General features: G+C 59.0%; 21 protein-coding genes and 1 pseudogene. 12 read left to right on the top strand and 10 right to left on the bottom strand.

The window, feature by feature from the left end; translation table 11 throughout:
- Window positions 1-11 precede the first annotated feature (11 nt).
- On the bottom strand, window positions 12-695 hold the full coding sequence (locus BMS17_RS09190; protein WP_046029090.1) for a tellurite resistance TerB family protein: 684 nt from the start codon (window positions 693-695) through the stop codon (window positions 12-14).
- A gap of 176 nt (window positions 696-871) precedes the next feature.
- Here BMS17_RS09190 and BMS17_RS09195 point away from each other — a divergent pair, with 176 nt between their 5' ends.
- The 8 genes from BMS17_RS09195 (at window position 872) to BMS17_RS09230 (ending at window position 10810) form a co-directional block, all read left to right on the top strand.
- On the top strand, window positions 872-1786 hold the full coding sequence (locus BMS17_RS09195; RefSeq protein WP_046029088.1) for a LysR family transcriptional regulator: 915 nt from the start codon (window positions 872-874) through the stop codon (window positions 1784-1786).
- Window positions 1787-1887: 101 nt separating this feature from the next.
- On the top strand, window positions 1888-3375 hold the full coding sequence (locus tag BMS17_RS09200) for a gamma-aminobutyraldehyde dehydrogenase (protein ID WP_077430810.1): 1488 nt from the start codon (window positions 1888-1890) through the stop codon (window positions 3373-3375).
- An 82-nt stretch (window positions 3376-3457) separates the two neighbouring features.
- Window positions 3458-4609: a putative ABC transporter substrate-binding protein YdcS gene (ydcS, locus tag BMS17_RS09205; RefSeq protein WP_046029082.1), complete on the top strand. Its 1152-nt coding sequence runs from the start codon at window positions 3458-3460 to the stop codon at window positions 4607-4609.
- Window positions 4610-4799: 190 nt separating this feature from the next.
- Entirely contained in the window at window positions 4800-5837 is a 1038-nt protein-coding gene (locus BMS17_RS09210; protein WP_077430811.1) for an ABC transporter ATP-binding protein, read from the top strand.
- A 1-nt stretch (window position 5838) separates the two neighbouring features.
- Window positions 5839-6786, top strand: a complete 948-nt coding sequence (locus BMS17_RS09215; RefSeq protein ID WP_077430812.1) for an ABC transporter permease — start codon at window positions 5839-5841, stop codon at window positions 6784-6786.
- On the top strand, window positions 6776-7585 hold the full coding sequence (locus tag BMS17_RS09220; RefSeq protein WP_077430813.1) for an ABC transporter permease: 810 nt from the start codon (window positions 6776-6778) through the stop codon (window positions 7583-7585). The genes BMS17_RS09215 and BMS17_RS09220 overlap by 11 nt, the downstream gene beginning before the upstream one ends.
- Before the next feature lie 90 nt (window positions 7586-7675).
- Complete coding sequence (locus BMS17_RS09225; protein ID WP_077432173.1) at window positions 7676-9100, top strand: gamma-aminobutyraldehyde dehydrogenase; 1425 nt, start codon at window positions 7676-7678, stop codon at window positions 9098-9100.
- A 225-nt stretch (window positions 9101-9325) separates the two neighbouring features.
- The gene (locus tag BMS17_RS09230) at window positions 9326-10810 is read left to right on the top strand and encodes an APC family permease (RefSeq protein WP_046029071.1); all 1485 of its coding nucleotides are present in this window, start codon (window positions 9326-9328) and stop codon (window positions 10808-10810) included.
- 44 nt (window positions 10811-10854) lie between these two features.
- Here BMS17_RS09230 and BMS17_RS09235 read toward each other — a convergent pair whose 3' ends face one another.
- A complete protein-coding gene (locus BMS17_RS09235; protein WP_077430814.1) occupies window positions 10855-11481 on the bottom strand; it encodes an RloB family protein in 627 nt (208 codons plus the stop codon).
- Window positions 11482-11483: 2 nt separating this feature from the next.
- Window positions 11484-12737, bottom strand: a complete 1254-nt coding sequence (locus tag BMS17_RS09240; protein ID WP_077432174.1) for an ATP/GTP-binding protein — start codon at window positions 12735-12737, stop codon at window positions 11484-11486.
- Between the two features lie 436 nt (window positions 12738-13173).
- Here BMS17_RS09240 and BMS17_RS09250 point away from each other — a divergent pair.
- A pseudogene (locus tag BMS17_RS09250) lies at window positions 13174-13709 on the top strand (Bro-N domain-containing protein).
- A 78-nt stretch (window positions 13710-13787) separates the two neighbouring features.
- Here the strand turns inward: BMS17_RS09250 and BMS17_RS09255 are convergent.
- Window positions 13788-13973: a hypothetical protein gene (locus tag BMS17_RS09255; protein WP_046029626.1), complete on the bottom strand. Its 186-nt coding sequence runs from the start codon at window positions 13971-13973 to the stop codon at window positions 13788-13790.
- Between the two features lie 392 nt (window positions 13974-14365).
- On the opposite strand from BMS17_RS09255, the gene BMS17_RS09260 reads away from it, so the two are divergent.
- Window positions 14366-15991: a glucan biosynthesis protein D gene (locus BMS17_RS09260; RefSeq protein ID WP_077430816.1), complete on the top strand. Its 1626-nt coding sequence runs from the start codon at window positions 14366-14368 to the stop codon at window positions 15989-15991.
- Window positions 15992-16182: 191 nt separating this feature from the next.
- Here BMS17_RS09260 and BMS17_RS09265 read toward each other — a convergent pair whose 3' ends face one another.
- From BMS17_RS09265 to BMS17_RS09275, 3 genes are all read right to left on the bottom strand, one after another.
- Complete coding sequence (locus BMS17_RS09265) at window positions 16183-17289, bottom strand: NADH:flavin oxidoreductase/NADH oxidase (RefSeq protein ID WP_046029058.1); 1107 nt, start codon at window positions 17287-17289, stop codon at window positions 16183-16185.
- Window positions 17290-17513: 224 nt separating this feature from the next.
- Window positions 17514-19223 (bottom strand): single-stranded-DNA-specific exonuclease RecJ, encoded by a 1710-nt coding sequence (gene recJ, locus BMS17_RS09270; RefSeq protein WP_046029056.1) that lies wholly within the window; start codon window positions 19221-19223, stop codon window positions 17514-17516.
- A gap of 55 nt (window positions 19224-19278) precedes the next feature.
- Entirely contained in the window at window positions 19279-19821 is a 543-nt protein-coding gene (locus tag BMS17_RS09275; RefSeq protein ID WP_046029054.1) for a YaeQ family protein, read from the bottom strand.
- A 147-nt stretch (window positions 19822-19968) separates the two neighbouring features.
- Here BMS17_RS09275 and BMS17_RS09280 point away from each other — a divergent pair, with 147 nt between their 5' ends.
- Both BMS17_RS09280 and BMS17_RS09285 read left to right on the top strand, forming a co-directional pair.
- Window positions 19969-21168, top strand: a complete 1200-nt coding sequence (locus BMS17_RS09280) for a CaiB/BaiF CoA-transferase family protein (protein WP_046029052.1) — start codon at window positions 19969-19971, stop codon at window positions 21166-21168.
- Window positions 21169-21277: 109 nt separating this feature from the next.
- The gene (locus BMS17_RS09285; protein ID WP_371916722.1) at window positions 21278-22090 is read left to right on the top strand and encodes a TIGR02285 family protein; all 813 of its coding nucleotides are present in this window, start codon (window positions 21278-21280) and stop codon (window positions 22088-22090) included.
- Window positions 22091-22260: 170 nt separating this feature from the next.
- Here the strand turns inward: BMS17_RS09285 and BMS17_RS09290 are convergent, their stop codons facing one another.
- The 3 genes from BMS17_RS09290 to thrC form a co-directional block, all read right to left on the bottom strand.
- Entirely contained in the window at window positions 22261-22548 is a 288-nt protein-coding gene (locus tag BMS17_RS09290) for a DUF3509 domain-containing protein (protein ID WP_046029048.1), read from the bottom strand.
- 162 nt (window positions 22549-22710) lie between these two features.
- Window positions 22711-24063, bottom strand: coding sequence for a transporter substrate-binding domain-containing protein (locus tag BMS17_RS09295; RefSeq protein WP_046029046.1), 1353 nt, complete (start codon window positions 24061-24063; stop codon window positions 22711-22713).
- 133 nt (window positions 24064-24196) lie between these two features.
- Complete coding sequence (gene thrC / locus BMS17_RS09300; protein ID WP_077430817.1) at window positions 24197-25606, bottom strand: threonine synthase; 1410 nt, start codon at window positions 25604-25606, stop codon at window positions 24197-24199.
- Between the last annotated feature and the right edge of the window lie 27 nt (window positions 25607-25633).

The raw sequence follows: 25633 nt of genomic DNA on the forward strand, positions 1-25633 counted from the left end.
CAATCCAGGACTTACAGGGAAACCTGTCGCACCTGCTTCTCCAGCTCTGCCTTCAACCCCGGCTCCAGCTTCAACTGCCGCGCCAGCTCATCGAGGTAGGACTTCTCCATGAAGTTCTGCTCATCCACCAGCATCACGCTGGCGATGTACATCTCGGCGGCCATTTCCGGCGTGCTGGCAGCCCGGGCAACGTCCGTCGGGTCCAGCGGTTTGTTGAGTTCGGCATGCAGCCAGTGCTGCAACGCCTGATCGTTGTCGAGCTTGCTGAACTCACTTTCAATCAGCGCACGCTCGCGTTCATCAATGTGGCCGTCCGCTTTCGCTGCAGCCACCAACGCCTTGAGAATCGCCTGGCTGTGCAATTCGACTTGCGCCGGGGGCAAGCGATCGAGGGTTTGCGGTTCAGTGTTCGGCGCCGTGCCTTGCTGGGCCTGCCAGTTGCCAAAGGCCTTGTAGGCAATCACGCCCAACGCGGCGAGGCCGCCGTAGACGGCGACTTTGCCGCCGACGCTACGAGCCTTTTTGCTGCCGAGCAACAACCCCATGGCGCCCGCAGCTATCGCACCGCCGCTCGCGCCCGAGAGCAAACCGCCGAGGCCACCGCTGGACGCCTTGTTCTGATTGCCGCCGGCCTTGTTCTGCAGCAGGTCCTGACCGGACTTGAGCAGTTGATCGAGCAATCCACGGGTATTCATTTTGCTGCCTCCAGGAAAGGGGTTAACCGGACACTTAAGGCCCCGAGCCTAATTCGAAAGTGCCCCGCGTCTGCTGGCGAGAGTGCTTCTGAATGTTGCCAGGATAAAACGAGCCATCGATTAAAAAGATATACACTCGAGCAAATCTATAAAAACCGCCCACCGGGTACTGTCCCATGATGACCCTGCGTCAGATTCGTCACTTCATCGCCGTGGCCGAGACCGGCTCGATCTCCGCCGCCGCACAAACCGCGTTCATTTCCCAATCGACATTGACCCTGGCGATCCAGCAACTGGAAGAGGAGATAGGCGTAGGCCTGTTTAACCGGCATGCCAAGGGGATGAGCCTGACTCATCAGGGCCATCAATTCCTGCGTCAGGCGCACTTGATCCTGGCCACGGTGGACAACGCCAAGCGCAGCCTGCAACAGAGCACCGATCAGGTGGCCGGGCAGTTGATCGTCGGGGTGACCAGCCTGGTGGCCGGCTATTACCTGGCGGACTTGCTGACAAGATTCCAACGCGCCTACCCCAACGTCGAAATCCGCGTAATGGAAGACGAACGCCCCTACATCGAGCATTTGCTGGTCAGTGGCGAGATCGACGTCGGCGTGTTGATCCTCTCCAACCTCGAAGACCGCCACGCCCTGCAAACCGAAGTCCTGACCCATTCGCCCCATCGCTTGTGGCTGCCGGCGCAGCATCCGCTACTGGAACACGACAGCATCAACCTCGCCGATGTGGCGCGAGAGCCGCTGATTCAACTGAACGTCGATGAAATGGACCGTAATGCCCAGCGCATGTGGTCCGCCGCGTCGTTGCAACCACGCATCACCCTGAGAACCGCGTCGACCGAAGCCGTGCGAAGCCTGGTGGCGGCCGGTTTGGGCGTATCGATCCAGCCCGACATGACCTATCGCCCGTGGTCGCTGGAGGGCGACATCATCGAAGCGCGCCCGATTGCCGACCTGAGTCAGACCCTCGACGTCGGCCTGGCCTGGCGTCGCGGCACGGCGCGGCCAGCGCTGGTGGACCCGTTCCTGACGGTTGCGCGCGAGCAGCCCCACGGCGGGCGCAAGCCATCTATTTAATCGAACGCCACCTTCAGTATTTAGTATTTGTCGACCTCGGGTCCGCGCACTAGTCTTGTTGCATCTATATAAGACGGCCGGCCCCAGTCACAGGGAGCAGCATGGCCACACAAGAAAAGAGAACCCGAAAGATGGCTGGCGCGCAGACCCCGTTGTTCACCGCGTTGTTGATCGATGGCGAATTGGTCGCGGGTCAGGGTTTTGTCGAACCCATCCTCAACCCCGCCACCGGGGAAGTGCTGACGCACATCGCCGAAGCCAGCACCGAGCAAGTGGAAGCCGCGATTCTCGCCGCCCATCACGCGTTTGCCAGTTGGTCGCGGACCACGCCACAGCAACGTTCGAACCTGTTGCTGGACATCGCCAACGCGATCGAAAAACAAGCCGACCTCCTCGCCCGTCTCGAATCCCTGAACTGCGGCAAGCCATTGCACCTGGCCCGTCAGGATGACTTGAGCGCGACGGTCGATGTGTTCCGTTTCTTTGCCGGCGCCGTGCGCTGCCAGACCGGCCAGCTCAGCGGTGAATATCTGCCGGGGTATACCAGCATGGTGCGCCGCGATCCTATAGGGGTCGTCGCCTCTATCGCGCCGTGGAATTACCCGATCATGATGGCCGCGTGGAAAATCGCCCCGGCCCTCGCCGCCGGCAACACGCTGGTGTTCAAGCCGTCCGAACACACGCCGTTGTCCATCCTCGCCCTGGCCCCAGCCCTGGCCGAGATCCTGCCGCGTGGTGTGATCAATATTGTCTGCGGCGGCGGTGAAGGGGTCGGCAGCCACTTGGTCAGCCACCCGAAAATTCGCATGGTGTCGTTGACCGGCGATATCGTCACCGGGCAAAAAATCCTGCAAGCCGCGGCGAAAACCTTGAAGCGCACGCACCTCGAACTCGGCGGCAAAGCGCCGGTGATCGTCTGTAACGATGCGGACATTCAAGCGGTGGTCGAGGGTGTGCGCACTTACGGTTATTACAACGCCGGTCAGGATTGCACCGCCGCGTGCCGGATTTACGCACAGGCGGGGATTCATGATCGTTTGGTGGCTGAGCTCGGCGCGGCGGTCAGCAGCCTGCGTTTCGCCGGCAAGCGCGATGCCGATAACGAAATCGGCCCGCTGATCAGCACCCGCCAGCGCGACCGCGTGGCCAGTTTTGTCGAACGCGCCCTCGGCCAACCGCACATCGAGCGGGTGACCGGTGCGGCGGTGCATTCCGGTGCCGGCTTCTATTACCAGCCGACGCTGCTGGCCGGCTGCAAGCAGAGCGATGAGATCGTCCAGCGCGAAGTGTTCGGGCCGGTGGTCACCGTGACCCGTTTTGACGGGCTCGAACAAGCCGTGGACTGGGCCAACGACTCCGAATACGGCCTCGCCTCCTCGGTCTGGACCCAAAACCTGGACAAGGCGATGCAGGTCGCAGCGCGCTTGCAGTACGGCTGCACCTGGATCAACAGCCATTTCATGCTGGTCAGCGAAATGCCCCATGGTGGCCTGAAGCGTTCGGGCTACGGCAAAGACCTATCCAGCGATTCGCTCCAGGACTACAGCGTGGTGCGGCACATCATGGCGCGCCACGGCCAACATCTCTGACTACGCTAATAACAAGCCGCTAACGGCATGCTTCACCACGTTCACAACTGCCCCGACCATAATTAAAGAAGAGGGAATTCCCATGTTCGTGCACAAGACCGCACTGCTCAGTGCAATCACTACAGCGCTGCTGGCCAGCGCCAGCCTCCAGGCCGCTGAACCGCTGAAAGCGGTCGGCGCCGGCGAAGGTCAGCTGGATATCGTGGCCTGGCCCGGCTACATCGAACGTGGCGAAAGCGACAAGGCCTACGACTGGGTCACCGGTTTCGAGAAGGAAACCGGTTGCAAGGTGAACGTGAAGACTGCGGCCACTTCCGATGAAATGGTCAGCTTGATGGCCAAGGGCGGTTACGACCTGGTGACCGCGTCGGGCGATGCCTCGTTGCGGTTGATTGGCGGCAAGCGTGTGCAGCCGATCAACACGGCGTTGATCCCGAACTGGAAGAACATTGACCCTCGCCTCAAAGACGGGGCTTGGTACGTCGTCAATAAACAAACCTATGGCACCCCGTACCAGTGGGGCCCGAACGTGTTGATGTACAACACCAATGTGTTCAAGACCGCGCCGACCAGCTGGGGCGTGGTGTTCAATGCGGAAAACCTGCCGGACGGCAAGCCAAACAAGGGTCGCGTGCAGGCTTATGACGGCCCGATCTACATCGCCGATGCGGCGCTGTACCTCAAGGCCACCAAACCGGAGCTGGGCATCCAGAGCCCTTACGAACTGACCGAAGCACAGTACAAAGCCGTGCTGGATCTGTTGCGCGCCCAGCAGCCGTTGATCCACCGCTATTGGCACGACACCACCGTGCAGATGAGTGACTTCAAGAACGAAGGCGTGGTCGCGTCCAGTGCCTGGCCGTATCAGGTCAACGGCCTGATGAACGAGAAGCAGCCGATCGCTTCGACCATCCCGAAAGAAGGCGCCACCGGTTGGGCCGACACCACCATGTTGCACGCCGAGGCCAAGCACCCGAACTGCGCTTACAAGTGGATGGACTGGTCGCTGCAACCGAAAGTCCAGGGTGATGTGGCGGCCTGGTTCGGCTCCTTGCCAGCGGTGCCGGCGGCGTGCACCGGCAGCGAACTGCTGGGCGCCGAGGGCTGCAAAACCAACGGTTTCGACCAGTTCGAAAAGATCGCCTTCTGGAAAACCCCGCAGGCTGAAGGCGGCAAGTTCGTGCCATACAGCCGCTGGACCCAGGACTACATCGCGATCATGGGCGGCCGATAAGCCCCCCGTAGCAGCTGCCGAGGCACGAGGCTGCGTTGCGTGTCCGCAGGACCGCCCTCGGGGCCGCTGCGCAGCCCAACGCAGCCTCGTACCTCGACAGCTGCTACGACGCTGTTCATTAAGTTTCAGTTTTTTCAGAAGTCCAGGCAGGGCCGCTGCGACGGCCCTCGCCTTTTTGGAGCACCGCACCATGACGCTTGCAGTCCAGTTCACCAACGTTTCCCGTCTGTTCGGCGAAGTGAAAGCCGTAGACCGGGTTTCCATCGACATCCAGGACGGCGAGTTTTTCTCCATGCTGGGCCCTTCCGGCTCGGGCAAAACCACCTGTTTGCGCCTGATCGCCGGTTTCGAACAACCGAGCGCAGGCTCTATCCGGATTCACGGCGAAGAGGCCGCCGGGTTGCCGCCGTATGAGCGTGACGTCAACACGGTGTTTCAGGATTACGCCCTGTTTCCGCACATGAATGTGCGCGACAACGTCGCCTATGGTTTGAAAGTCAAAGGCGTCGGCAAGGCCGAGCGCCAGAAACGCGCCGAAGAAGCCCTCGACATGGTCGCCCTCGGTGGCTACGGCGAGCGCAAACCGGTGCAACTGTCCGGCGGTCAACGTCAGCGTGTGGCCCTGGCCCGCGCACTGGTCAATCGCCCGCGTGTGCTGCTGCTCGACGAACCCTTGGGCGCCCTCGACTTGAAGCTGCGCGAGCAAATGCAGAGCGAGCTGAAGAAACTGCAACGCCAGCTCGGCATCACGTTCATTTTCGTCACCCATGACCAGACCGAAGCGCTGTCGATGTCCGACCGCGTGGCCGTGTTCAACAAGGGCCGCATCGAACAGGTCGACACCCCGCGCAACCTCTACATGAAACCGGCAACGACCTTCGTCGCCGAATTCGTCGGCACCTCCAACGTGATTCGCGGCGATCTGGCCAAGCAGTTGAGCGGCAATCCACAGCCGTTCTCGATTCGTCCCGAACACGTGCGTTTCGCCGAAGGCCCGCTGGCCGGCCACGAAATCGAAGTCAGCGGATTGCTGCACGACATCCAGTACCAGGGCAGCGCTACTCGCTACGAACTGAAGCTGGAAAACGGCCAGACCCTGAACATCAGCCAGGCCAACAATCAATGGCTGGACGTCAGCGCCCAGCACCAGACCGGGCAACGCATCAGCGCACGCTGGGCACGGGAAGCCATGATCCCGTTGCACGACACCGTTGCCGGCGGGGTGTGAGATGACCAGCGTGGTTATCCCTCAAACCCCGGCCGGCGGCTCGCCGTTGCGCAGGTTTTCCAACCTGCTGTATCGCCGGCCGAATTTTTACCTGTCATTGCTGCTGGTGCCGCCACTGCTGTGGTTCGGCGCGATCTATCTCGGCTCGTTGCTGGTGCTGCTGTGGCAAGGCTTCTACACCTTCGATGACTTCACCATGGCGGTCACACCCGACCTGACCCTGGCGAACTTCGCAGCGCTGTTTCAGCCGTCGAACTTCGACATCATCCTGCGCACCTTGAGCATGGCTGTCGTCGTGTCGATTGCCAGCGCCATCGTCGCGTTCCCGATTGCCTACTACATGGCGCGCTACACCACCGGCAAGACCAAGGCGTTTTTCTACATCGCGGTGATGATGCCGATGTGGGCCAGTTACATCGTCAAGGCGTATGCCTGGACCTTGCTGCTGGCCAAGGGCGGCGTCGCGCAGTGGTTCGTTCAACACATGGGGCTGGAGCCGGTGTTGCAGTTTGTGCTGGGCATTCCGGCCGTGGGCGGCAGCACCTTGTCGACCTCGCACCTGGGGCGCTTCATGGTGTTCGTCTACATCTGGCTGCCGTTCATGATCCTGCCGATTCAGGCCTCCCTGGAACGCCTGCCGCCGTCCTTGCTGCAAGCCTCGGCCGATCTAGGCGCCAAGCCTCGCCAGACCTTCATGCAAGTGATTCTGCCGCTGTCGATTCCGGGCATCGCCGCCGGTTCGATCTTCACGTTCTCGCTGACCCTGGGCGACTTTATCGTGCCGCAACTGGTCGGCCCGCCGGGCTACTTCGTCGGCAGCATGGTGTACGCCCAGCAAGGCGCGATCGGCAACATGCCGATGGCCGCCGCCTTCACGCTGGTGCCGATTGTGCTGATCGCCATTTACCTGTCCATCGTCAAACGACTGGGGGCCTTCGATGCACTCTGACAAAGCCTCTTGGGGCCTGAAAATCGCAGCCTGGGGCGGGTTGCTGTTTTTGCACTTCCCGATCCTGATCATCTTCATGTACGCCTTCAATACCGAAGACGCGGCTTTCAGCTTTCCGCCCAAGGGTTTCACCCTGAAGTGGATCGGCGTGGCGTTCTCGCGCCCCGACGTGCTGGAAGCGATCAAGTTGTCGTTGCAGATCGCTTCGATCGCCACGCTGATCGCCATGGTCCTCGGCACGCTGGCTTCAGCGGCGTTGTACCGGCGCGACTTCTTTGGCAAGCAAGGCATTTCGCTGATGCTGATCCTGCCGATTGCGTTGCCGGGGATCATCACCGGGATCGCCTTGCTGGCGACCTTCAAGACCTTGGGGATCGAGCCGGGGATGTTCACCATCATCGTCGGCCACGCGACCTTCTGCGTGGTGATCGTCTACAACAACGTCATCGCCCGTTTGCGCCGTACTTCACACAGCCTGATCGAAGCGTCCATGGACCTCGGCGCCGATGGCTGGCAGACCTTCCGCTACATCGTCCTGCCGAACCTCGGCTCGGCGTTGCTGGCCGGCGGCATGCTCGCCTTTGCCTTGTCGTTCGACGAAATCATCGTCACCACCTTCACCGCCGGCCATGAACGCACCTTGCCGCTGTGGCTGCTCAACCAGCTCAGCCGCCCACGGGACGTGCCGGTGACCAACGTCGTCGCGATGCTGGTGATGATCGTGACCATGCTGCCGATCCTCGGCGCCTATTACCTGACCCGGGGCGGTGAGAGTGTGGCCGGTAGCGGCGGGAAATAACTGAAAACCCTTACTCCCGGTAGGAACCGGCTCCCACATTTGAGCCGGTTCCCACAGAAGAAAAACAACAGTTGCGATGAGGACAATGCCATGCAAACCAAACTCTTGATCAACGGCCAACTGATCGACGGCGAAGGCCCCGCCCAATCCGTGTTCAACCCGGCCCTGGGTCGCGTACTGGTCGAAATCAACGAAGCCAGCGAGGCCCAGGTCGATGCCGCCGTGCGCGCTGCCGCTGCAGCCTTTGAAAGCTGGTCGCATACCCCGCCCAAAGAACGCTCGCTGCTGCTGCTCAAACTCGCCGACGCCATCGAAGCCCATGGCGAAGAACTGGCCAAACTGGAATCGGACAACTGCGGCAAACCGTACAGCGCCGCGTTGAACGACGAGATCCCGGCGATTGCCGACGTGTTCCGCTTCTTCGCCGGCGCCAGCCGTTGCATGAGCGGTTCGGCGGGCGGTGAATACCTGCCGGGCCATACCTCGATGATCCGCCGCGATCCGGTGGGCGTGATCGCCTCCATCGCGCCGTGGAACTACCCGCTGATGATGGTCGCCTGGAAAATCGCCCCGGCCCTGGCCGCCGGTAATACCGTGGTGCTCAAGCCGTCGGAACAAACCCCGCTGACCGCCCTGCGCCTGGCCGAACTGGCGTCGGAAATTTTCCCGGCCGGCGTGCTCAACCTGGTGTTTGGCCGTGGTCCTACCGTGGGCAGCCCGTTGGTCACGCACCCCAAAGTGCGCATGGTGTCGCTGACCGGTTCGATCGCCACCGGCTCGAACATCATTTCCAGCACCGCCGACACCGTTAAACGCATGCACATGGAACTGGGCGGCAAAGCCCCGGTGATCATCTTCGACGATGCCGACATCGACGCCGCCGTGGAAGGCATCCGCACCTTTGGTTTCTACAACGCCGGCCAGGACTGCACGGCGGCATGCCGCATCTATGCGCAGGCAGGCATCTACGAAAAATTCGTCGAGAAGCTCGGCGCGGCGGTCAGCAGCATCAAGTACGGCTTGCAGGATGATCCGTCGACCGAACTGGGGCCGTTGATCACCGCCCAACATCGCGACCGCGTGGCCGGGTTTGTCGAGCGCGCCATTGCACAACCGCACATCCGTTTGATCACCGGCGGCAAGTCGGTGGACGGCAATGGCTTCTTCTTCGAGCCGACCGTACTGGCCGACGCCCAGCAGGATGACGAAATTGTTCGCCGCGAAGTGTTCGGGCCTGTGGTGTCGGTCACAAAGTTCAGCGATGAAGCCCAAGTGCTGGGCTGGGCCAATGATTCGGACTACGGCCTGGCGTCGTCGGTCTGGACGGCGGATGTCGGTCGCGCGCATCGCCTGTCTGCCCGCTTGCAGTACGGCTGCACCTGGGTGAATACGCACTTCATGCTGGTCAGCGAAATGCCTCACGGCGGTCAGAAACTGTCCGGTTATGGCAAAGACATGTCGATGTACGGGCTGGAGGACTACACCGTCGTCCGGCATGTGATGTTCAAGCACTAAAAGCTTCGCGAGCAAGCCCGCTCCCACATTTGACCGCATTCCCCTGTGGGAGCGGGCTTGCTCGCGAAGGCGTCACCTCGGTTTCAAGGCAGAAACCGGCAGTACGCACCACCCAGGTTCCACCCCAAAGAAGTCAAAACAATAACCACCGATCCGGGCAGTGCCGTCATGGCCCCGCCACGGTTTCGGACATCCGAAATCTGCCGATTTTCCGGAGCTAACACCATGGATACAACACCCGAACTCGCTGTCCCCGTCGCTGACAGCGACGCCGAGCAGTTACGCAAACTGGGTTACACGTCGAACTTCAATCGCAGCATGAGCCTGTGGGAAAACTTCGCCCTGGGCTTCACTTACCTCTCGCCGGTCGTAGGGGTTTATACCCTCTTCGGCCTCTGCCTCGCGGCGGGCGGGCCACCGATGTTCTGGGCCTACCTGCTGGTCGGATGCGGCCAGTTGCTGGTGTGCCTGATCTTCGGTGAAGTGGTTTCGCAATTCCCGATTTCCGGTGGCGTCTACCCGTGGGCCCGTCGTTTAGTGGGCAAGCGCTGGGCGTGGATGGTCGGCTGGATCTACTCCATCGCCCTGTGCGTGACCATCGCGGCAGTTGCCGTGGGTGCCGGCCCGTACCTGGCGGCCATGATGGGTTTTGAACCGAGCAACAACACCAACATCATCATCGCGCTGTTGCTGACGCTGTTTGCCACGTTGGTCAACCTCAGCGGCACCAAGGTGCTGGCGCGCATCGCCATGTTCGGCTTCCTGTGCGAATTGGTGGGCGCGGTGATCGTCGGCGTTTACCTGCTGGTCTTCGAGCGTCATCAACCGCTCAGCGTGTTGTTCAACACCTTCGACATCAGTGTTGACGGCTCGTACCTGCCAGCCTTCCTGACCGCTTCGCTGGCGGGGATGTTCCTGTACTACGGCTTCGAGGCTTGCGGCGATGTGGCCGAAGAAACCCCGAACCCGAGCAAGAAAATCCCGGTGGCCATGCGCATGACCATCTACATCGGTGGCATCGCGGCGATGTTCGCCTGCCTGGCGCTGATCCTCGCCGTGCCAGACATGCAAGCCGTGATCAATGGCACCGACAAGGACCCGGTCACCACCATCCTCAACAACGCCTTCGGCCCGGTCGGTTCGAAAGTGGTGATGGGCGTGGTGATGATTTCCTTCATCTCCTGTGTCATCAGCCTGCAAGCGGCGGCGAGTCGTCTGCTGTATTCCTACGCTCGGGATGAAATGGTCATCGGCAGCTCACTGCTGAAGAAGATTTCTCCTACGACCCAGGTTCCGGTTGCAGCGCTGTTCGTGTCCGGCGTCCTGCCGGCGCTGATCATCGTGCTGGGCTTCTTCCTGCAGGATGCGGTGGCCACCATCGTCAGCTTCGCCGCCATCGGCATCTACCTGGCGTTCCAGATGATCGTGCTCGGGGCTCTCTACGCCCGTATGAAAGGCTGGAAACCAAGCGGCAAATTCACCCTCGGTGCGTGGGGCTGGATCGTGAACATCGGCGCGCTGGCGTATGGCATTGGCGCAATCATCAACATGGCCTGGCCACGTACGCCGGATGCGGCGTGGTACATCAACTACGCCATGGTGCTGAGCACGGCCATCGTGATTGGCCTGGGGTTGTTGTACATGTGGATTGCCAAGCCGTATGACCACGGGACTGCGCCTGCGGGGGATGCGTGGAAGGTTAGTCGGTAAAGGTACTTTCTCAGCCCGCAGCGATGCGGGCTGGGTTGGTGGTGTTAAATCGGTTGAGGTTTGGAGAGACTTTCAAACTCGTCCATCAATAGATGGATTTCGGTACTCGGGTTGGCTTCGCCGCTAATGGCGACATCCTCGATAATCTTTGGCGCTAAAGCTCTTGCCCTTTGAAATGGCTCCCCCAAGAGTTTGGCGAAATAGTTGATGTCTTCGCCCTTCGCATACTTATCCATGTTGGGCTTTTCTCTGAGGCTCTTGGCTACCAAGTCGCCTGGAGAGCACTTCCCGACCGCACGAAAAGGCTTTCGATTGAACCCAAAATGCAGAAGAAGCCAAAACTCAAAACAGGGGTATGAAGCGATGACCTTGATTTTCGGATGCGGCCTAGCCAGATTAATTGCTCGCTCAAAACACAAATGCGTATCGCGATCCAAGGCACAAAACACCTTATCGAATCCTTTCTGACGGGCGATGGCTGTTTTTACAATGCCACTTGGGTGTGTGATGCCGCAGTGGGCAATGTCCACTTGAGCATTGGCGCGAAAATGAAATGCGGCCTCTTCCAGGTATCGTTTTCCTGACTTGCTGTCTTCACAGAGAATCAGCACTTTGGGTTGAGGCTTGAACCGGGATGCCTTTCGATCAAACAGCCGTATAGGGCGTGCCATGATCAGCCCCGCCTTATCAACGGTAATCCGCGATAACGGCCTTCAAAGTAGCGCTTCTCGACGTCCTCTCCTTCTCGTCCTTCAAAATCGTGAACCGAATAAAGACAGGTTGCACCGTTGGCATCGCGCTCGGTGATCCAGAACTGATCGCGCCGAAGTGTTTTGGCGTTCATTAGATGAGTGTCATGGGTGGTAAAGATCAGTTGAGTATCCAGCCCACTGTCCAAGTGTTTCTCAATCAGGTCATCAACGATTGAAGGGTGAAGGCTGCTGTCCAACTCATCGACAGAAAGAATCCCGCTCCCATCGGCGTGATTGATCATGAACCAGGGCAGCCAGAATCCGATCAGGTTTTTTGTACCCCCCGACTCCTCTGAAAAATCGAATTCGGCTTTTCCAAGAAGGCTCGTATGCGTCAGGGTAACTTTGTCTTTTTGGGCGGCCGCAAAGAACTCTTTCAGCGTGAGTTTTTTTGCAGGTTGAACAGATTCCGCGTCTTCGGTGTTGAGGTGGATAGCTGACACAGGGATATCCACATCCTTTAGAAAATCTCGCAAATTGCCGGTGTGATCCGAAGCAATCTTCAGAAATCTGATGGCCGCGGCTGACAGCCCCATGAAGTTGTTCTGCTCGATCACGAGTAGACCGGTTTGAAACCAGCCAAACGGACCCCGCAACTGGGTCAGCTCTTCGCTACTGTTCGCTATCGCCTGCGAAATAAACAATGTTTTGGGGCTCGTCAGACGCCGCCACGCATTGTGGACTTCTTTACCACCCTCAAGGTGTGCTCCAAAAATATACTGCTCACCCTCCTCCGCAAAACGACGCTGATACAGCAGCACTTCCTTGCCTTTGGGGTATGAAACCAGTTGTTCCTCGATAATCCGCAGAGCAGTCAGTCGCAGAACAAACCGATATCGGAGCCCGCGTTGAATGAAGTTGTACTCAAAACAACTGGGTTCATGTTGGAGTTTCGGGTCAAAACGAAAGGGCGAAACCGGTAGCGGTTCATCATTTGAGGACGGTAATGCTGTGAGCAACTGTCCGATGATTCCCATCGCCCGAATGAGCGAAGATTTACCAGACGCATTCGGCCCGTAGATCGCCGCCACCTTCAACAAATCCGGCAGTTTTTCTCCATTTACCGGCGGCGCGAACAGGTTGCGCTTTTTGCTCAAGCGCGGCGTCGCAGCCATGGACAGGGTTTGTTTGTCACGGAAGGAGCGATAGTTGGAAACAGAGAATTCGATCAACATGTAGCAAACCTGCAGTTCGTTCCTGAAAACGAAAAAACTATAGGAAAAACCTGGGCTGGGATGCTGCATCAGTGCATTTCAAGCAAAAACAGGAAATTCCTACAGCCCGAGCCTTCAAGTTAAAAGCCCCATTCCTACGGCATGCGTCGCCAGAGTAGACTTGGCGCCGCGAGCGCCTGAGAGATAGGCTTTACCTCGTCGCTGCCAAATCAGCGACCCGGGGTCGAAGCCGGAACACTATCAACATGGCGCATCCGCGCCCCCATATGAACTGGGGCAATTTTTTGCCTTTCAGTTTCGCTTTATGGTGGGCCGTGTGGCGCGGGCCTCTTGGCTTCATGTTGATCGAGAATGTCCCGACTTCGAACGCCGCACGGTCCGCCACCCAAATCTGTCGAAGGATCAGTGGCGGCTCCTTTTCAACATGGAGTCGAAAATGCTTGAGCACACGCTAAATCCGTCCAAAATCCATTCTCATTTCACCCCAACCGTCTTCACCCGCCACAACCGCTTTCTTCACACCTTCATGCACGCCAACCAGGCTTGGTTCTGCGTCCAGGACCTCGGTCGCCTGATGGGCCGCCCTCTGGATCAACGCCTCACCCTGAAGCTCGATCCCGATCAGCGCCAACAGGTCTTGTTGCTGAGGAACGGCAACAGGTCTTGTTGCTGAGGAACGGCAAAACCATTGAATCGTTGATGGTCAGCGAATCTGGGATGTACGCCCTGCTGGTTCACCATTTCGTCCCGGAAAACCGAAACTTGCGCCAATGGCTGAGCAACGAGGTCATACCTACCCTGCGTGAGTCGAAAGCTGCTGTGGATAACATTCCAAGCCTGAGTTCATTGCAATGGGCAGGCATCTCGGTGCCGCTGCTGCATTGGCAACATCAAGCCTGGATCAAATGGCGGGACATGCCTGACCTGATGCAAGTACAACGACCCTTCAAGATCATGGGCACTTGCAGTTGAAGACAGGGTAAAAGATGAAAAAGGGGCGGACTTCACAGTCCGCCCCTTGGCTTTCCAACAAGACTTAATCTCAAACCTTCAAAACCGCGAAACACTCCGCATCGCATCCACCAGATACCGCATCGCAATCCGGTCGCTCTCCGACAGCTCGCGATACCGTTGCAACAACTTCAGCTCATCCGGGCTGAGCCGACGCCTTCGCCGGCCACTCGCCAGGCACGGAAGGATTCCTAACATATCGGTGAGTCCTTGTACTTTCGTCATGGACGATGTCCTTCTATAGGTCTGTGGAAACTTCAAAAACCGCATCGCCCTTTCCTCTTCATCAGTCGCCGGCCTGAAGGGCAGAAACCGGTCATGACCACAGAATAGAAACTATCTGCGCGCTGAAAAGCGATTTTTAGAGTAATTAGTCAAAAAAAGCAGAAATGCCCTATAAATCAGAAAGTACTGTCGGAAAACTTCACCGACATTTCTTGTTTCATTGCTGCACTGACAAAGTGTTACCCATCAATTCTTGTCTGCAATCGAACGGTTTAAGCTATTTGGCATCTGTTTAAAGTCCGTTGCGTTTGGCCGAAGGCATGTCCGAACCGATATTTTTGATCCAGCACGTGCCAGGAACGGCGCGGGATTGTTCACGACAGGTTGTACTTATGCATCGCAGGAACTTGCTCAAAGCGTCCATGGCCATCGCGGCTTACACCGGTTTGTCTGCCACCGGCCTGTTGGCCGCCCGCGCCTGGGCGGGCAATGGCACAGCGGATGGCGAGGCCCAGGCCTTCGATTTCGAAGCACTGAAAATTCAGGCCAAGCAACTTGCCGGCAACCGCTATCAGGACACCAAGCAGGTGCTGCCGCCAACGCTGGCGACCATGACGCCGCAGAATTTCAACGCCATCCGCTACGACGCGAACCATTCGCTGTGGAAAGACCTGAACGGTCAGCTGGATGTGCAGTTTTTCCACGTCGGCATGGGGTTCAAGCAGCCGGTTCGCATGTACAGCGTCGATCCCAAGACGCGTCAGGCGCGCGAGGTGCATTTCCGCCCTTCCCTGTTCAACTATGAAAAAACCACGGTCGACACCAAACAACTGACGGGCGATTTGGGGTTTTCCGGGTTCAAGCTGTTCAAGGCCCCGGAGCTGGACAGGCACGATGTGCTGTCCTTCCTTGGCGCGAGTTATTTCCGAGCGGTGGATAGCACCGGGCAATACGGGCTGTCGGCACGCGGCCTGGCAATCGATACCTACGCAAAGAAGCGCGAGGAATTTCCGGACTTCACCAAGTTCTGGTTCGAGACTCCGGACAAGGACAGCACCCGTTTTGTGGTCTATGCCCTGCTGGATTCGCCGAGCGCCACCGGCGCTTACCGTTTTGATATCGATTGCCAGGCCAATCAGGTGGTCATGGCGGTCGATGCCCACGTCAACGCGCGTACTGCCATCGAGCAACTGGGGATCGCACCCATGACCAGCATGTTCAGCTGTGGCACCCATGAACGGCGCATGTGCGACACCATTCACCCACAGATTCACGACTCGGACCGTCTGGCGATGTGGCGTGGTAATGGCGAGTGGATCTGCCGCCCACTGAACAACCCGGCGAAACTGCAATTCAATGCCTTCGCCGACACCGATCCCAAAGGCTTCGGCCTGGTGCAGACGGACCATGAGTTCGCCAGCTATCAGGACACGGTCGACTGGTACAGCAAGCGTCCGAGCCTGTGGGTAGAACCTACAACCGCGTGGGGCGAAGGCTCTATCGATCTGCTGGAAATTCCTACGACCGGTGAAACACTGGATAACATCGTCGCGTTCTGGACCCCGAAAAAACCGGTCGCGGCCGGTGACTCCCTGAACTATGGCTACAAGCTGTACTGGAGCGCGCTGCCACCGGTCGGCACGCCATTGGCTCGGGTCAACGCCACCCGTTCGGGCATGGGCGGCTTCACCGAGGGCTGGGCGCCGGGCGAGCACTACCCCGAAGTCTGGGCGCGGCGTTTTGCCGTGGACTTCACCGGCGGCGGCCTCGATCGCTTGCCCGAAGGTGCCGGGATCGAGCCGGTGGTGACGTGCTCGAACGGGCAGGTGAAGGATTTCAACGTGCTGGTGCTCGATGACATCAAGGGTTACCGCATCACCTTCGACTGGTTCCCCACCAATGACAGCGTCGAGCCGGTGGAGCTGCGGTTGTTCATTCGAACCAATGACCGGACGTTGAGTGAAACCTGGTTGTATCAGTATTTCCCGCCGGCGCCGGATAAGCGTAAGTACACCTGACAGTTAATGGTTGTCTGGGCTGGCCCCATCGCGAGCAAGCTCAGCGCCTACAAGTGTATGCGTTCGATACGATACCCTTGTAGGCGCTGAGCTTGCTCGCGATGAGGGCCTGACAGACAACAAACCTCAGTGCACAGAAACGCAAAAGCCCCAGTCAACTCGACCGGGGCTTTTTGGTTTTACAGCGTCAATCAGTCACGCAAATCCGACTCATGAATCGGCTGCTCCCGATGGGTCGCGCGTTGGTATTGCGCCGGCCAGATGGCCTTGCGTCCACCCAGGTCATCATCGGCATGCAGCGGCCAATACGGGTCGCGCAACAACTCGCGGGCCAGGAAGATGATGTCCGCCTGACAGGTGCGCAAAATGTGCTCGGCTTGCGCCGGCTCGGTAATCATTCCAACCGTGCCAGTGGCGATGCCTGACTCCTTGCGCACACGCTCAGCGAAGCGGGTTTGATAACCGGGCCCTGTCGGAATTTCGGCATTGGCTGCCGTACCGCCCGAGGACACGTCAATCAGGTCCACACCCAACGCCTTGAGGCGGCGCGCCAGCTCTACCGTTTCATCCGGGTTCCAGCCGTCTTCCACCCAATCGGTAGCCGACACCCGCACGAACAGCGGCAGCTCTTCAGGCCATACCGCACGCACCGCTTCAGTGACTTGCAGCACCAGCCGAATCCGGTTCTCGAACGAACCGCCAAATTGATCGCGTCGCTGATTGCTCAGGGGCGAAAGAAATTGATGCAACAGGTAACCGTGGGCGGCGTGTATTTCGACCACTTTGAAACCAGCGGTCAGTGCGCGCCGGGCCGAGTCAACAAAAGCCTGGACGACCTCGGCGATCTCGCTTTCATCGAGCTGCCGTGGGTGGGTGTGCTGCGGGTCAAATGCAATCGTCGAAGGCCCCACCGGCACCCAGCCACCGTCTTCGGGCTTGACGCTGCCATGTTTGCCGAGCCACGGCCGATGGGTGCTGGCCTTGCGCCCGGCGTGCGCCAACTGGATACCGGCCACAGATCCCTGGGCGGCGATAAAGCGCGTGATGCGTTGCAGGGGTTCGATCTGTTCGTCGTTCCACAGGCCGAGGTCCTGGTCGGTGATGCGCCCGTCGGCGGTGACCGCCGTGGCTTCGGTAAACACCAGGCCGGCACCGCCGACAGCGCGACTGCCGAGGTGGACGAGGTGCCAGTCATTGGCCAGCCCATCGACGCTGGAGTACTGGCACATCGGGGATACCGCGATACGGTTGAGCAGGGTCAATTGACGCAGGGTATAGGGTTCAAGCAGCAGACTCATGGGTCACCTCTCGTATCAGTGGGCAGGCTCCAGGGTTCTGTTTGAAAAGTCGACGAGTGACATGAAAAAGGCGCAGCACCCGCCCCCGCGGGCAAAAAATTCGACAAGACGTCACAAGGATAATCAAGCAGTGATTAGAGCCTAGTCGACATCGGGGGATGAGGGAGGGTTCAGATGAATTGGGGGTCAGAAAGTTTGCTATCGCGGGCAAGCCCGCGATGGAGTCAACGCGGTTCGATGTGGACAATCATCAGCTGAACGGTTTCGTTGCCACGGAACTCGTTGAGGTCGAGCTTGTAGGCCAATTCCACCCACTTGATGGTCGGGTTCGGCCAAATATCGCGGTCGACGCCGAAGGCGATACCGTCGAGTTTGACCGAACCGCATTCGCTTTTCAGTACCACTTTGAGGTGACGTTCGCCGACCACGCGCTGCTCGACCAATTGGAACACGCCATGGAACAACGGCTCCGGGAAGTGCTGCCCCCAAGGACCGGCATGTCGCAGGGCACGCGCCAGCTCGAGGTGGAACTCTTCGACCGCCAGCGTGCCGTCCGACAGCAGGCGCCCGGTCAGGTCTTCTTCACGCAATTGCCGCCGCACTTCGGCGTCAAAGGCCTCGGCGAACAGCGGAAAATTCGCTTCCGGCAGCGTCAGGCCAGCCGCCATGGCATGACCGCCGTATTTGCTGATCAGGTTCGGATGCTGCGCTGCCACCACGCTCAACGCGTCGCGAATGTGGAAGCCCTGAACCGAACGCCCCGAGCCCTTGAGCAAACCATCGCCCGCATCGGCAAAGGCGATCGTCGGACGGAAATAGCGCTCTTTCATACGCGAAGCGAGGATCCCGATGACCCCTTGGTGCCATTCGGGGTCGAACAGGCATAAGCCGAACGGCATCGACTCGACCGGCAAATCCTTCAGTTGCGCCAGCGCTTCACGCTGCATGCCTTGCTCGATGGATTTGCGGTCCTGGTTCATGCCATCCAGCTGGACGGCCATTTCCCGCGCCATTCCCGCGTCTTCGGTGAGCAGGCATTCGATACCCAGGCTCATGTCGTCCAGCCGCCCTGCCGCGTTCAGGCGCGGGCCGACAATGAAGCCCAAGTCCGTGGAGGTGATGCGTGCAGGTTCGCGCTTGGCCACTTCCAGGATGGCCTTGATTCCCGGCCGGGCACGGCCGGCGCGAATTCGCTCCAGGCCCTGGTGCACCAGAATCCGGTTGTTGGCATCCAGCGGCACCACGTCGGCAACGCTGCCCAGCGCCACCAGGTCGAGCAGTTCACCGATGTTTGGCTGCGGGCGGCTCTCGTACCACCCGAGGCTGCGCAGACGGGCGCGAAGAGCCATCAGCACATAAAAAATCACCCCGACGCCGGCCAGCGCCTTGCTCGGAAACTCGCACCCTGGCTGGTTCGGGTTGACGATGGCATCGGCCAGCGGCAGTTCATCGCCCGGTAAGTGGTGATCGGTAACCAGCACGTTCAGGCCATGCTGCTTCGCCGCCGCGACACCTTCGACGCTGGAGATCCCGTTGTCCACGGTAATCAGCAGCTGTGGCGAACGGGTCAACGCCACTTCGACGATTTCCGGTGTCAGGCCGTAGCCATACTCAAAACGGTTCGGCACCAGGTAGTCGACATGAGCGGCGCCCAGCAGGCGCAATCCCAACACGCCCACGGTACTGGCCGTCGCGCCATCGGCGTCGAAGTCGCCGACGATCAGAATCCGCTGCCGCTGCTCCAGCGCCGTCACCAGCAAATCCACGGCGGCATCGATGCCTTTGAGCTGTTGGAACGGAATCAGCCGCGCCAGGCTCTTGTCCAGTTCAGCCTCGGTGAGCACGCCCCGCGCTGCGTACAGGCGGGTCAGCAGCGGTGGCAGATCACCGAGAAATGGCAGAGTGGCAGGCAGTTGGCGAGGATCGATACGCATGGGGTGACGGAGGCTTCTCTTGAATACGTGGGATTAATCGGGTGTCGGCGCAGGATCAGCCGCGCTCACCTTGCAGCCATTGCAACTGGACTTCGTGCTGACCACGGTCGTCGGTCACGAAAATCGTCCCTTCGCTGATCATCACGTCCCACTTGATAACGCGTGGCATGTCCTTGGCCAGGGTTTCCAGGACTTCCTGCGGCACGGCGGCGATGTTGACGTTTTTCAGGGTTTTGATCGCCGGGATCACTTTGGTTTCCCAGACACGCAGGCTGCCGTAGGCCAGCAGGCTGGTGCGTTCGGTGCGACGCGAGCACCAGGTCAGGCGATCGGCATCTGGCTGACCGACTTCGATCCAGTGCAGGACACGGTCGTCCAGGCTCTTTTCCCACAGAGCGGGCTCATCCACGTCTGACAGACCACGGCCAAAAGACAGCTGCTCGTTGTACCAGAAGGCGTAGGCCAGCAGCCGCACGGTCATGCGCTCTTCGGTTTCCGAAGGGTGACGGGCTATGGTCTGCTTCACAGTCTGGTAAACGCTGCGGTCGAGGTCGGTGAGGTTCAGTTCAAACTTGTAGGTCGTGGACGGCTGGGCCATGAACGGGCTTCTTGATACGAGGAAAGGCGGCAAGTCTAACCGATGCTGTAGGCAATCAACGAATTGAAGGCGATGAACCTTGGTCGTCTGACGTTCGGCTATGTTAAAACGCTGTATCCGCTCAGCCTTTGTCCTACAGGATCCCGCATGCCGCTTACAGGAAAACCGCTCTCAGGTTTGAAAGTCATTGAATTGGGTACGCTGATCGCCGGGCCGTTTGCCTCACGCATTTGCGGCGAGTTTGGCGCTGAAGTGATCAAGATCGAATCCCCCGACGGCGGCGATCCGTTGCGTAAATGGCGAAAACTGTACGAAGGCACTTCGCTGTGGTGGTTCGTTCAGGCACGCAACAAAAAATCCCTGACCCTCAACCTGAAACACCCTGACGGCTTGGCGATTCTGAAAAAGTTGCTGGGCGAAGCCGACATCCTGATCGAGAATTTCCGCCCTGGCGTGCTGGAAAAACTGGGCCTCGGCTGGGAGACCTTGCACGCGCTGAACCCGAAACTGGTGATGGTGCGTCTCTCCGGCTTCGGTCAGACCGGGCCGATGAAAGACCAGCCAGGTTTTGGCGCGGTTGGCGAATCCATGGGCGGTTTGCGCTATATCACCGGTTTCGAAGACCGACCACCGGTACGCACCGGGATTTCCATCGGCGACTCGATCGCGGCGCTCTGGGGCGTGATCGGCGCACTGATGGCCCTGCGTCATCGCGAAGTGAACGGCGGTCTCGGCCAAGTGGTCGACGTGGCGCTGTACGAAGCGATCTTTGCCATGATGGAAAGCATGGTGCCGGAGTTCGATGTGTTTGGTTTCATTCGCGAACGCACCGGCAACATCATGCCGGGCATCACGCCCTCCTCGATCCACACCAGCGCCGACGGCAAACATGTGCAGATCGGCGCCAACGGCGATGCGATTTTTAAACGGTTCATGCTGATCATCGGCCGCGAAGACCTGGCCAATGACCCGGTGCTGGCCAGCAATGACGGGCGTGACAGCCGTCGCGACGAAATTTATGGCGTGATCGATCGCTGGGTCAACTCACTGCCGCTGGACACGGTTATCGAACAGCTGAATCAGGCCGACGTTCCGGCCAGCCGGATCTTCAGTGCCGAAGACATGTTCAGCGATCCGCAGTACCTGGCCCGGGAAATGTTCCTGCAGGCCAAGCTTCCGGACGGCAAAGATTTCAAGATGCCGGGAATCGTGCCGAAACTCTCAGAGACACCCGGCACTTCGCAATGGGTTGGGCCGCAACTGGGCGAGCACAACGCACAGGTACTCCAGGAACTTGGCTATGACGCGACGCAGATCGCACAACTGCGCAAAGACGGAGCTATCTAAGCTGAGGCGCCTGCTTGCGTTGCCCTTTACACCTCGCACGTCGTCCGACGCGCGGGTGACAGGCGCGTTGCTGTTGATATTTCTGCTCGGCGGCCTGGTCTCATCGGCGATGGCACAACCCAGGGAAACCCTGGTCTGGTTGATGCGAGATCTACCGCCCCTGACCATTTTCGAAGGACCGAAAAAAGGCCAGGGCGTCATCGATCAACTGTTGCCCCTATTGATCGCCGGCATGCCGCAATACGAACACACCGTGATGCGGGTCAATCGCGCTCGCGGCCTGCAAATGCTCCACGAGCCTTCCCTGACCTGCGATGCGGCGTTGAACTGGAGCAAGGAGCGTGAAAGCTGGATCGCATTTTCCCTCCCGGTTTTTCGGGCCATGAGCAATGGTTTGGCGGTCAGACGGATAGATCAACCGGTGCTGGAGCCCTTTATTCGGGACGGTGAAGTAGACCTGGCGGCCCTGCTGGCCAGTGGTCGCGAGAAGTTGGGGATTATTGCCGAGCGCAACTACGGCGAATACCTCGATGCATTGCTCAAACAAGCACCGCCCGGTGCGTTGACGTTGCACTACGGAAACGACGCCTTGGGCAGTCTGTTGCAAATGCAACGCCTGGGGCGCTTGCGACTGTTGTTGGGCTACCGCCCGGAAATCCGCTATCAGGCCCAACAGCAAGGAATAGCGGAAGATGAATTGCAGTTTTATCCGATTCGCGGCACCGGCAAATACCTCTCCGGCTACATCGGTTGCACCGACACTCCCAAGGGTCGGCAGGCCATCGTCGAGATCAACCAATTGCTGCGCAAAATGCCGCGCGATCATTTGAGCGAGGCCTATGCGGCCTGGCTCGATCCGGAAAGTCGCGGCGCCTATCTGGAAGATACCCGGGCCTTTTTCGAGCATCAGGCCGGGCAGTGATAAATCGCAGGCAAAAAGAAACCCCGAGCAGTGGGGAGACAACTCGGGGTTAAACGTGGCCTACATAAAGACCCGTAACAGCAAGCGACAAGCACCGGAGCACAATGCTTGATCCTGCTGCTGTAGGGTCTGACTGATCTGTGCGCAGGAAGGTTCCCACAGATGTCACTTCAATTTCGGCTAGCCAGCATTTTGTCCTGAGCGGCATTGCGCAATGCCGCGATAACGCAAGGCTCCAGCCGTCCTTCGGCAATGAGCACGTCGCGGTGCAAGCCGTCGACGACGTCGGTCAGCAGACGTTTGTCGGTCAACTGAGCCTGATTGAAGGCTCGTTCGACGACAATGACGCCGATCGCATTTTTCAGTGTTACCAGGCATTCGCCATGGGCACCCGACGGGGACAGCGTGACCTGATACGGGCTCAGCGCTTCACCGAGCAACAGACTGATACTTTCCATCTCGATCACCACTCAATAGTCCGAAAACAAAGTGCCTGGGGCGTGCTCACAATTAGTGACCACTGGCCCGAGTAGAAAGTTCTGGATTCCAGGTACACGCGCGTCGGCGCCTCTGGTTGTTAGAGCATGCACGGCAAAGATGACAGGGAAAAAACAAGCGCATCACCCGTCGCGGCTCCGCCCCCTGTCCGTCCAGCCGCCCAACAAACCACGCAATTGGCCATCGGCGCTATAGAACGGCACCGTCCACTGGTAGATATCCCTGATACCGTTCTTGAACTGCAATTGACGCTCGCTGAACCGGGCCTTGCGCGTACTCAATTGGCTGATGAACTCGGCATGCAAACGTTCAGCAGTCGCTTTGGGCAAGACATCCAGTTCAATCAACTGTCGGCCCTGAATCTGCTCGAAACGGGTCGCCAGGCTCTCCTCGTAACTTTTGTTGCACATGATCAAACGCCCTTCCAGATCACGCACAAACATCGGATCGGGCATGGCATCCATCAAGGCGTGCTGAAAGGCGAGTTGGTCGCCGAGGCTTTTCTCCGCTTCCAGCCGTTTCTTGATCAACACCGTGAAGCGACGACTCCACAGCAACGACAGCAAGCCAAACAGACTGACGAAGACCACTCCCCAGCAACCCCACTGGCTTAGCCGCTGCCATACAGTGGGCGCGTGCACCGGGCTGATACCGTCGAGCCATTTCAAGCGAATGGCGCGCAACTCGGCAGGCGGAAAAGCTTCGAGCGCTTTGTTGAGGATACTCAACAACTGCGCCTGGCCTTTGCGGACCGCCAGGTAATCGGGGTCCCACTTTCCCTCCAGGGTATGCCACACCTTAAGCTGTCCCGCGGGATAGAGATGCGCGCCGATTTCGTTTTCGATGGTGGCATACGCTTCACCGCTCTCGACCAGCGCCCGGCCTTCGGCATAGGTTTTCACCGAGCGCAACACGATCGCCGGATGGTCACGACGAATCGTCGCCTCCAGCGCATGCCTGGCCGGTAGCACCAGCACCCGTTTTGCCATTTGATCCAGAGACTCAACGACAGGCATCCCCGCGCGCCCGATCAGCACCCAGCCAGCGCCCCCGAACGAGTGACTGAAATCCATAAACGTCTTGCGCTCGTCATTCATTGCCAGCGTCGTGGTCATGTCCGCGGCTCCACTTTCCAGACGCCCCATCAACTGATCAGTGGAAAACGTCTCTTCGTGAACAAATTGCAAGCCTGTCATGGCGCTGATGCGGTTGAGCAAATCGTTGTTCAAGCCGCTCCATTGACCGAGCTCATCCTTGAACAGATACAGCGGGTACTGCGCCGAAGCGACAATCACCCGAGGGTGTGCAGCAATCCATTCACGTTCTTGGGCGTCGAGCTCGATCATCGCTCTGACGGCAGGCTCCGCGGACTGCGGCACTGCCAATTGCGCTGCTGTTGCCCCTTGAGCAAAACCCAGGGCAATGAGTAAAAACATCCAGCACACGGCTGGTTTTAATCCTTTGAAAAACTGCATCACCACTTCCTTGCTGTTCAACTCGTCTGTCCGTCATAGGCGGCTCTTCATTAACGAAGTGGGACAAGTGTGGCATGCAGAAACGAGAAAGCCCGTCAGGAGACGGGCTTCAAAATGTGACAGCTTTTAGCGCTTACAAGGGTTTACCACGGTTGCCATGCTGACTGACAAAGGCCTGTACAGCTTTCAGGTCGTTCGGCAACACGGTGCAACGCTCATCTCGCTCAAACAAATCAGAAAGATGTGCAGGGAGCTCAAGCGCTTTTCCTACGCCAGCCTTCTCCACCGCGTCCGGGAATTTGACCGGATGGGCCGTCCCCAGAATCACCATTGGAATATCCAGGCTACGACGACACTCGCGCGCAGCTTTCACGCCGATGGCCGTGTGCGGATCCAGCAATTCGCCGGTCTGCTCGTACACTTCGGCGATGGTTTCGCAGGTTTGTGCATCATCCACGGCCAGCGAATCAAACAGCTTGCGGGCTTCGGTCCAGCGTTCCTCTTCAACGCTGAAACCGCCACCCTGTTTGAAGCTGTCCATCAGGCCGGCAATGGCTGCACCGTTGCGACCGTGCAGGTCAAACAGCAGGCGTTCGAAGTTCGACGACACCATGATGTCCATCGACGGCGACAGCGTGGCGTGCAGGGTTTCCTTGACGTACTGATTACCGCTCATGAAGCGGTGCAGGATGTCGTTGCGGTTGGTAGCGACGATCAACTGGTTGATCGGCAGGCCCATGTTGCGCGCCAGGTAACCGGCGAAGATGTCGCCGAAGTTGCCGGTCGGCACCGAGAACGATACCGAACGCGCCGGGCCACCCAGCTGCAGCGCTGCGTGGAAATAGTAAACGATCTGGGCCATGATCCGCGCCCAGTTGATCGAGTTCACCGCCACCAGACGTGTGCCTTTGAGGAAGCTCTGGTCAGCGAAGCTCGCCTTGACCATTTCCTGGCAGTCATCGAAGTTGCCTTCGATGGCGATGTTATGGATGTTCTCGCCGAAGATCGTGGTCATCTGGCGACGCTGCACTTCCGACACGCGGTTATGCGGGTGCAGGATGAAGATGTCGACGTTTTCGCAGTGCTTGCAGCCTTCGATGGCTGCCGAACCGGTGTCGCCGGAAGTAGCGCCGACAATCACCACGCGCTCACCGCGCTTTTCCAGCACGTAGTCGAGCAAACGACCGAGCAGTTGCAGGGCGAAGTCTTTAAACGCCAGGGTCGGGCCGTGGAACAGTTCCAACACCCATTCATTGCCGTTCAGCTGACGCAACGGTGCCACGGCGTTGTGCGAGAACACGCCGTAGGTTTCTTCAAGGATCTTTTTGAAATCGGCGTCGGGAATGCTGCCGGTAACGAACGGGCGCATGACCCGGAAGGCCAGTTCGTGATACGGCAGGCCGGCCCAGGAGGCAATTTCTTCCTGGGTGAAACGTGGCAGGTTTTCCGGGACGTACAGACCGCCGTCGGTGGCAAGACCTGCCAGCAGGACGTCTTCGAAATTCAGGGCCGGTGCCTGGCCGCGGGTACTGATGTAACGCATGACTGACTCCAATGGACAGTGTTCGTA

This window comes from Pseudomonas sp. C9 (assembly GCF_002000165.1).
GTDB lineage: Bacteria > Pseudomonadota > Gammaproteobacteria > Pseudomonadales > Pseudomonadaceae > Aquipseudomonas.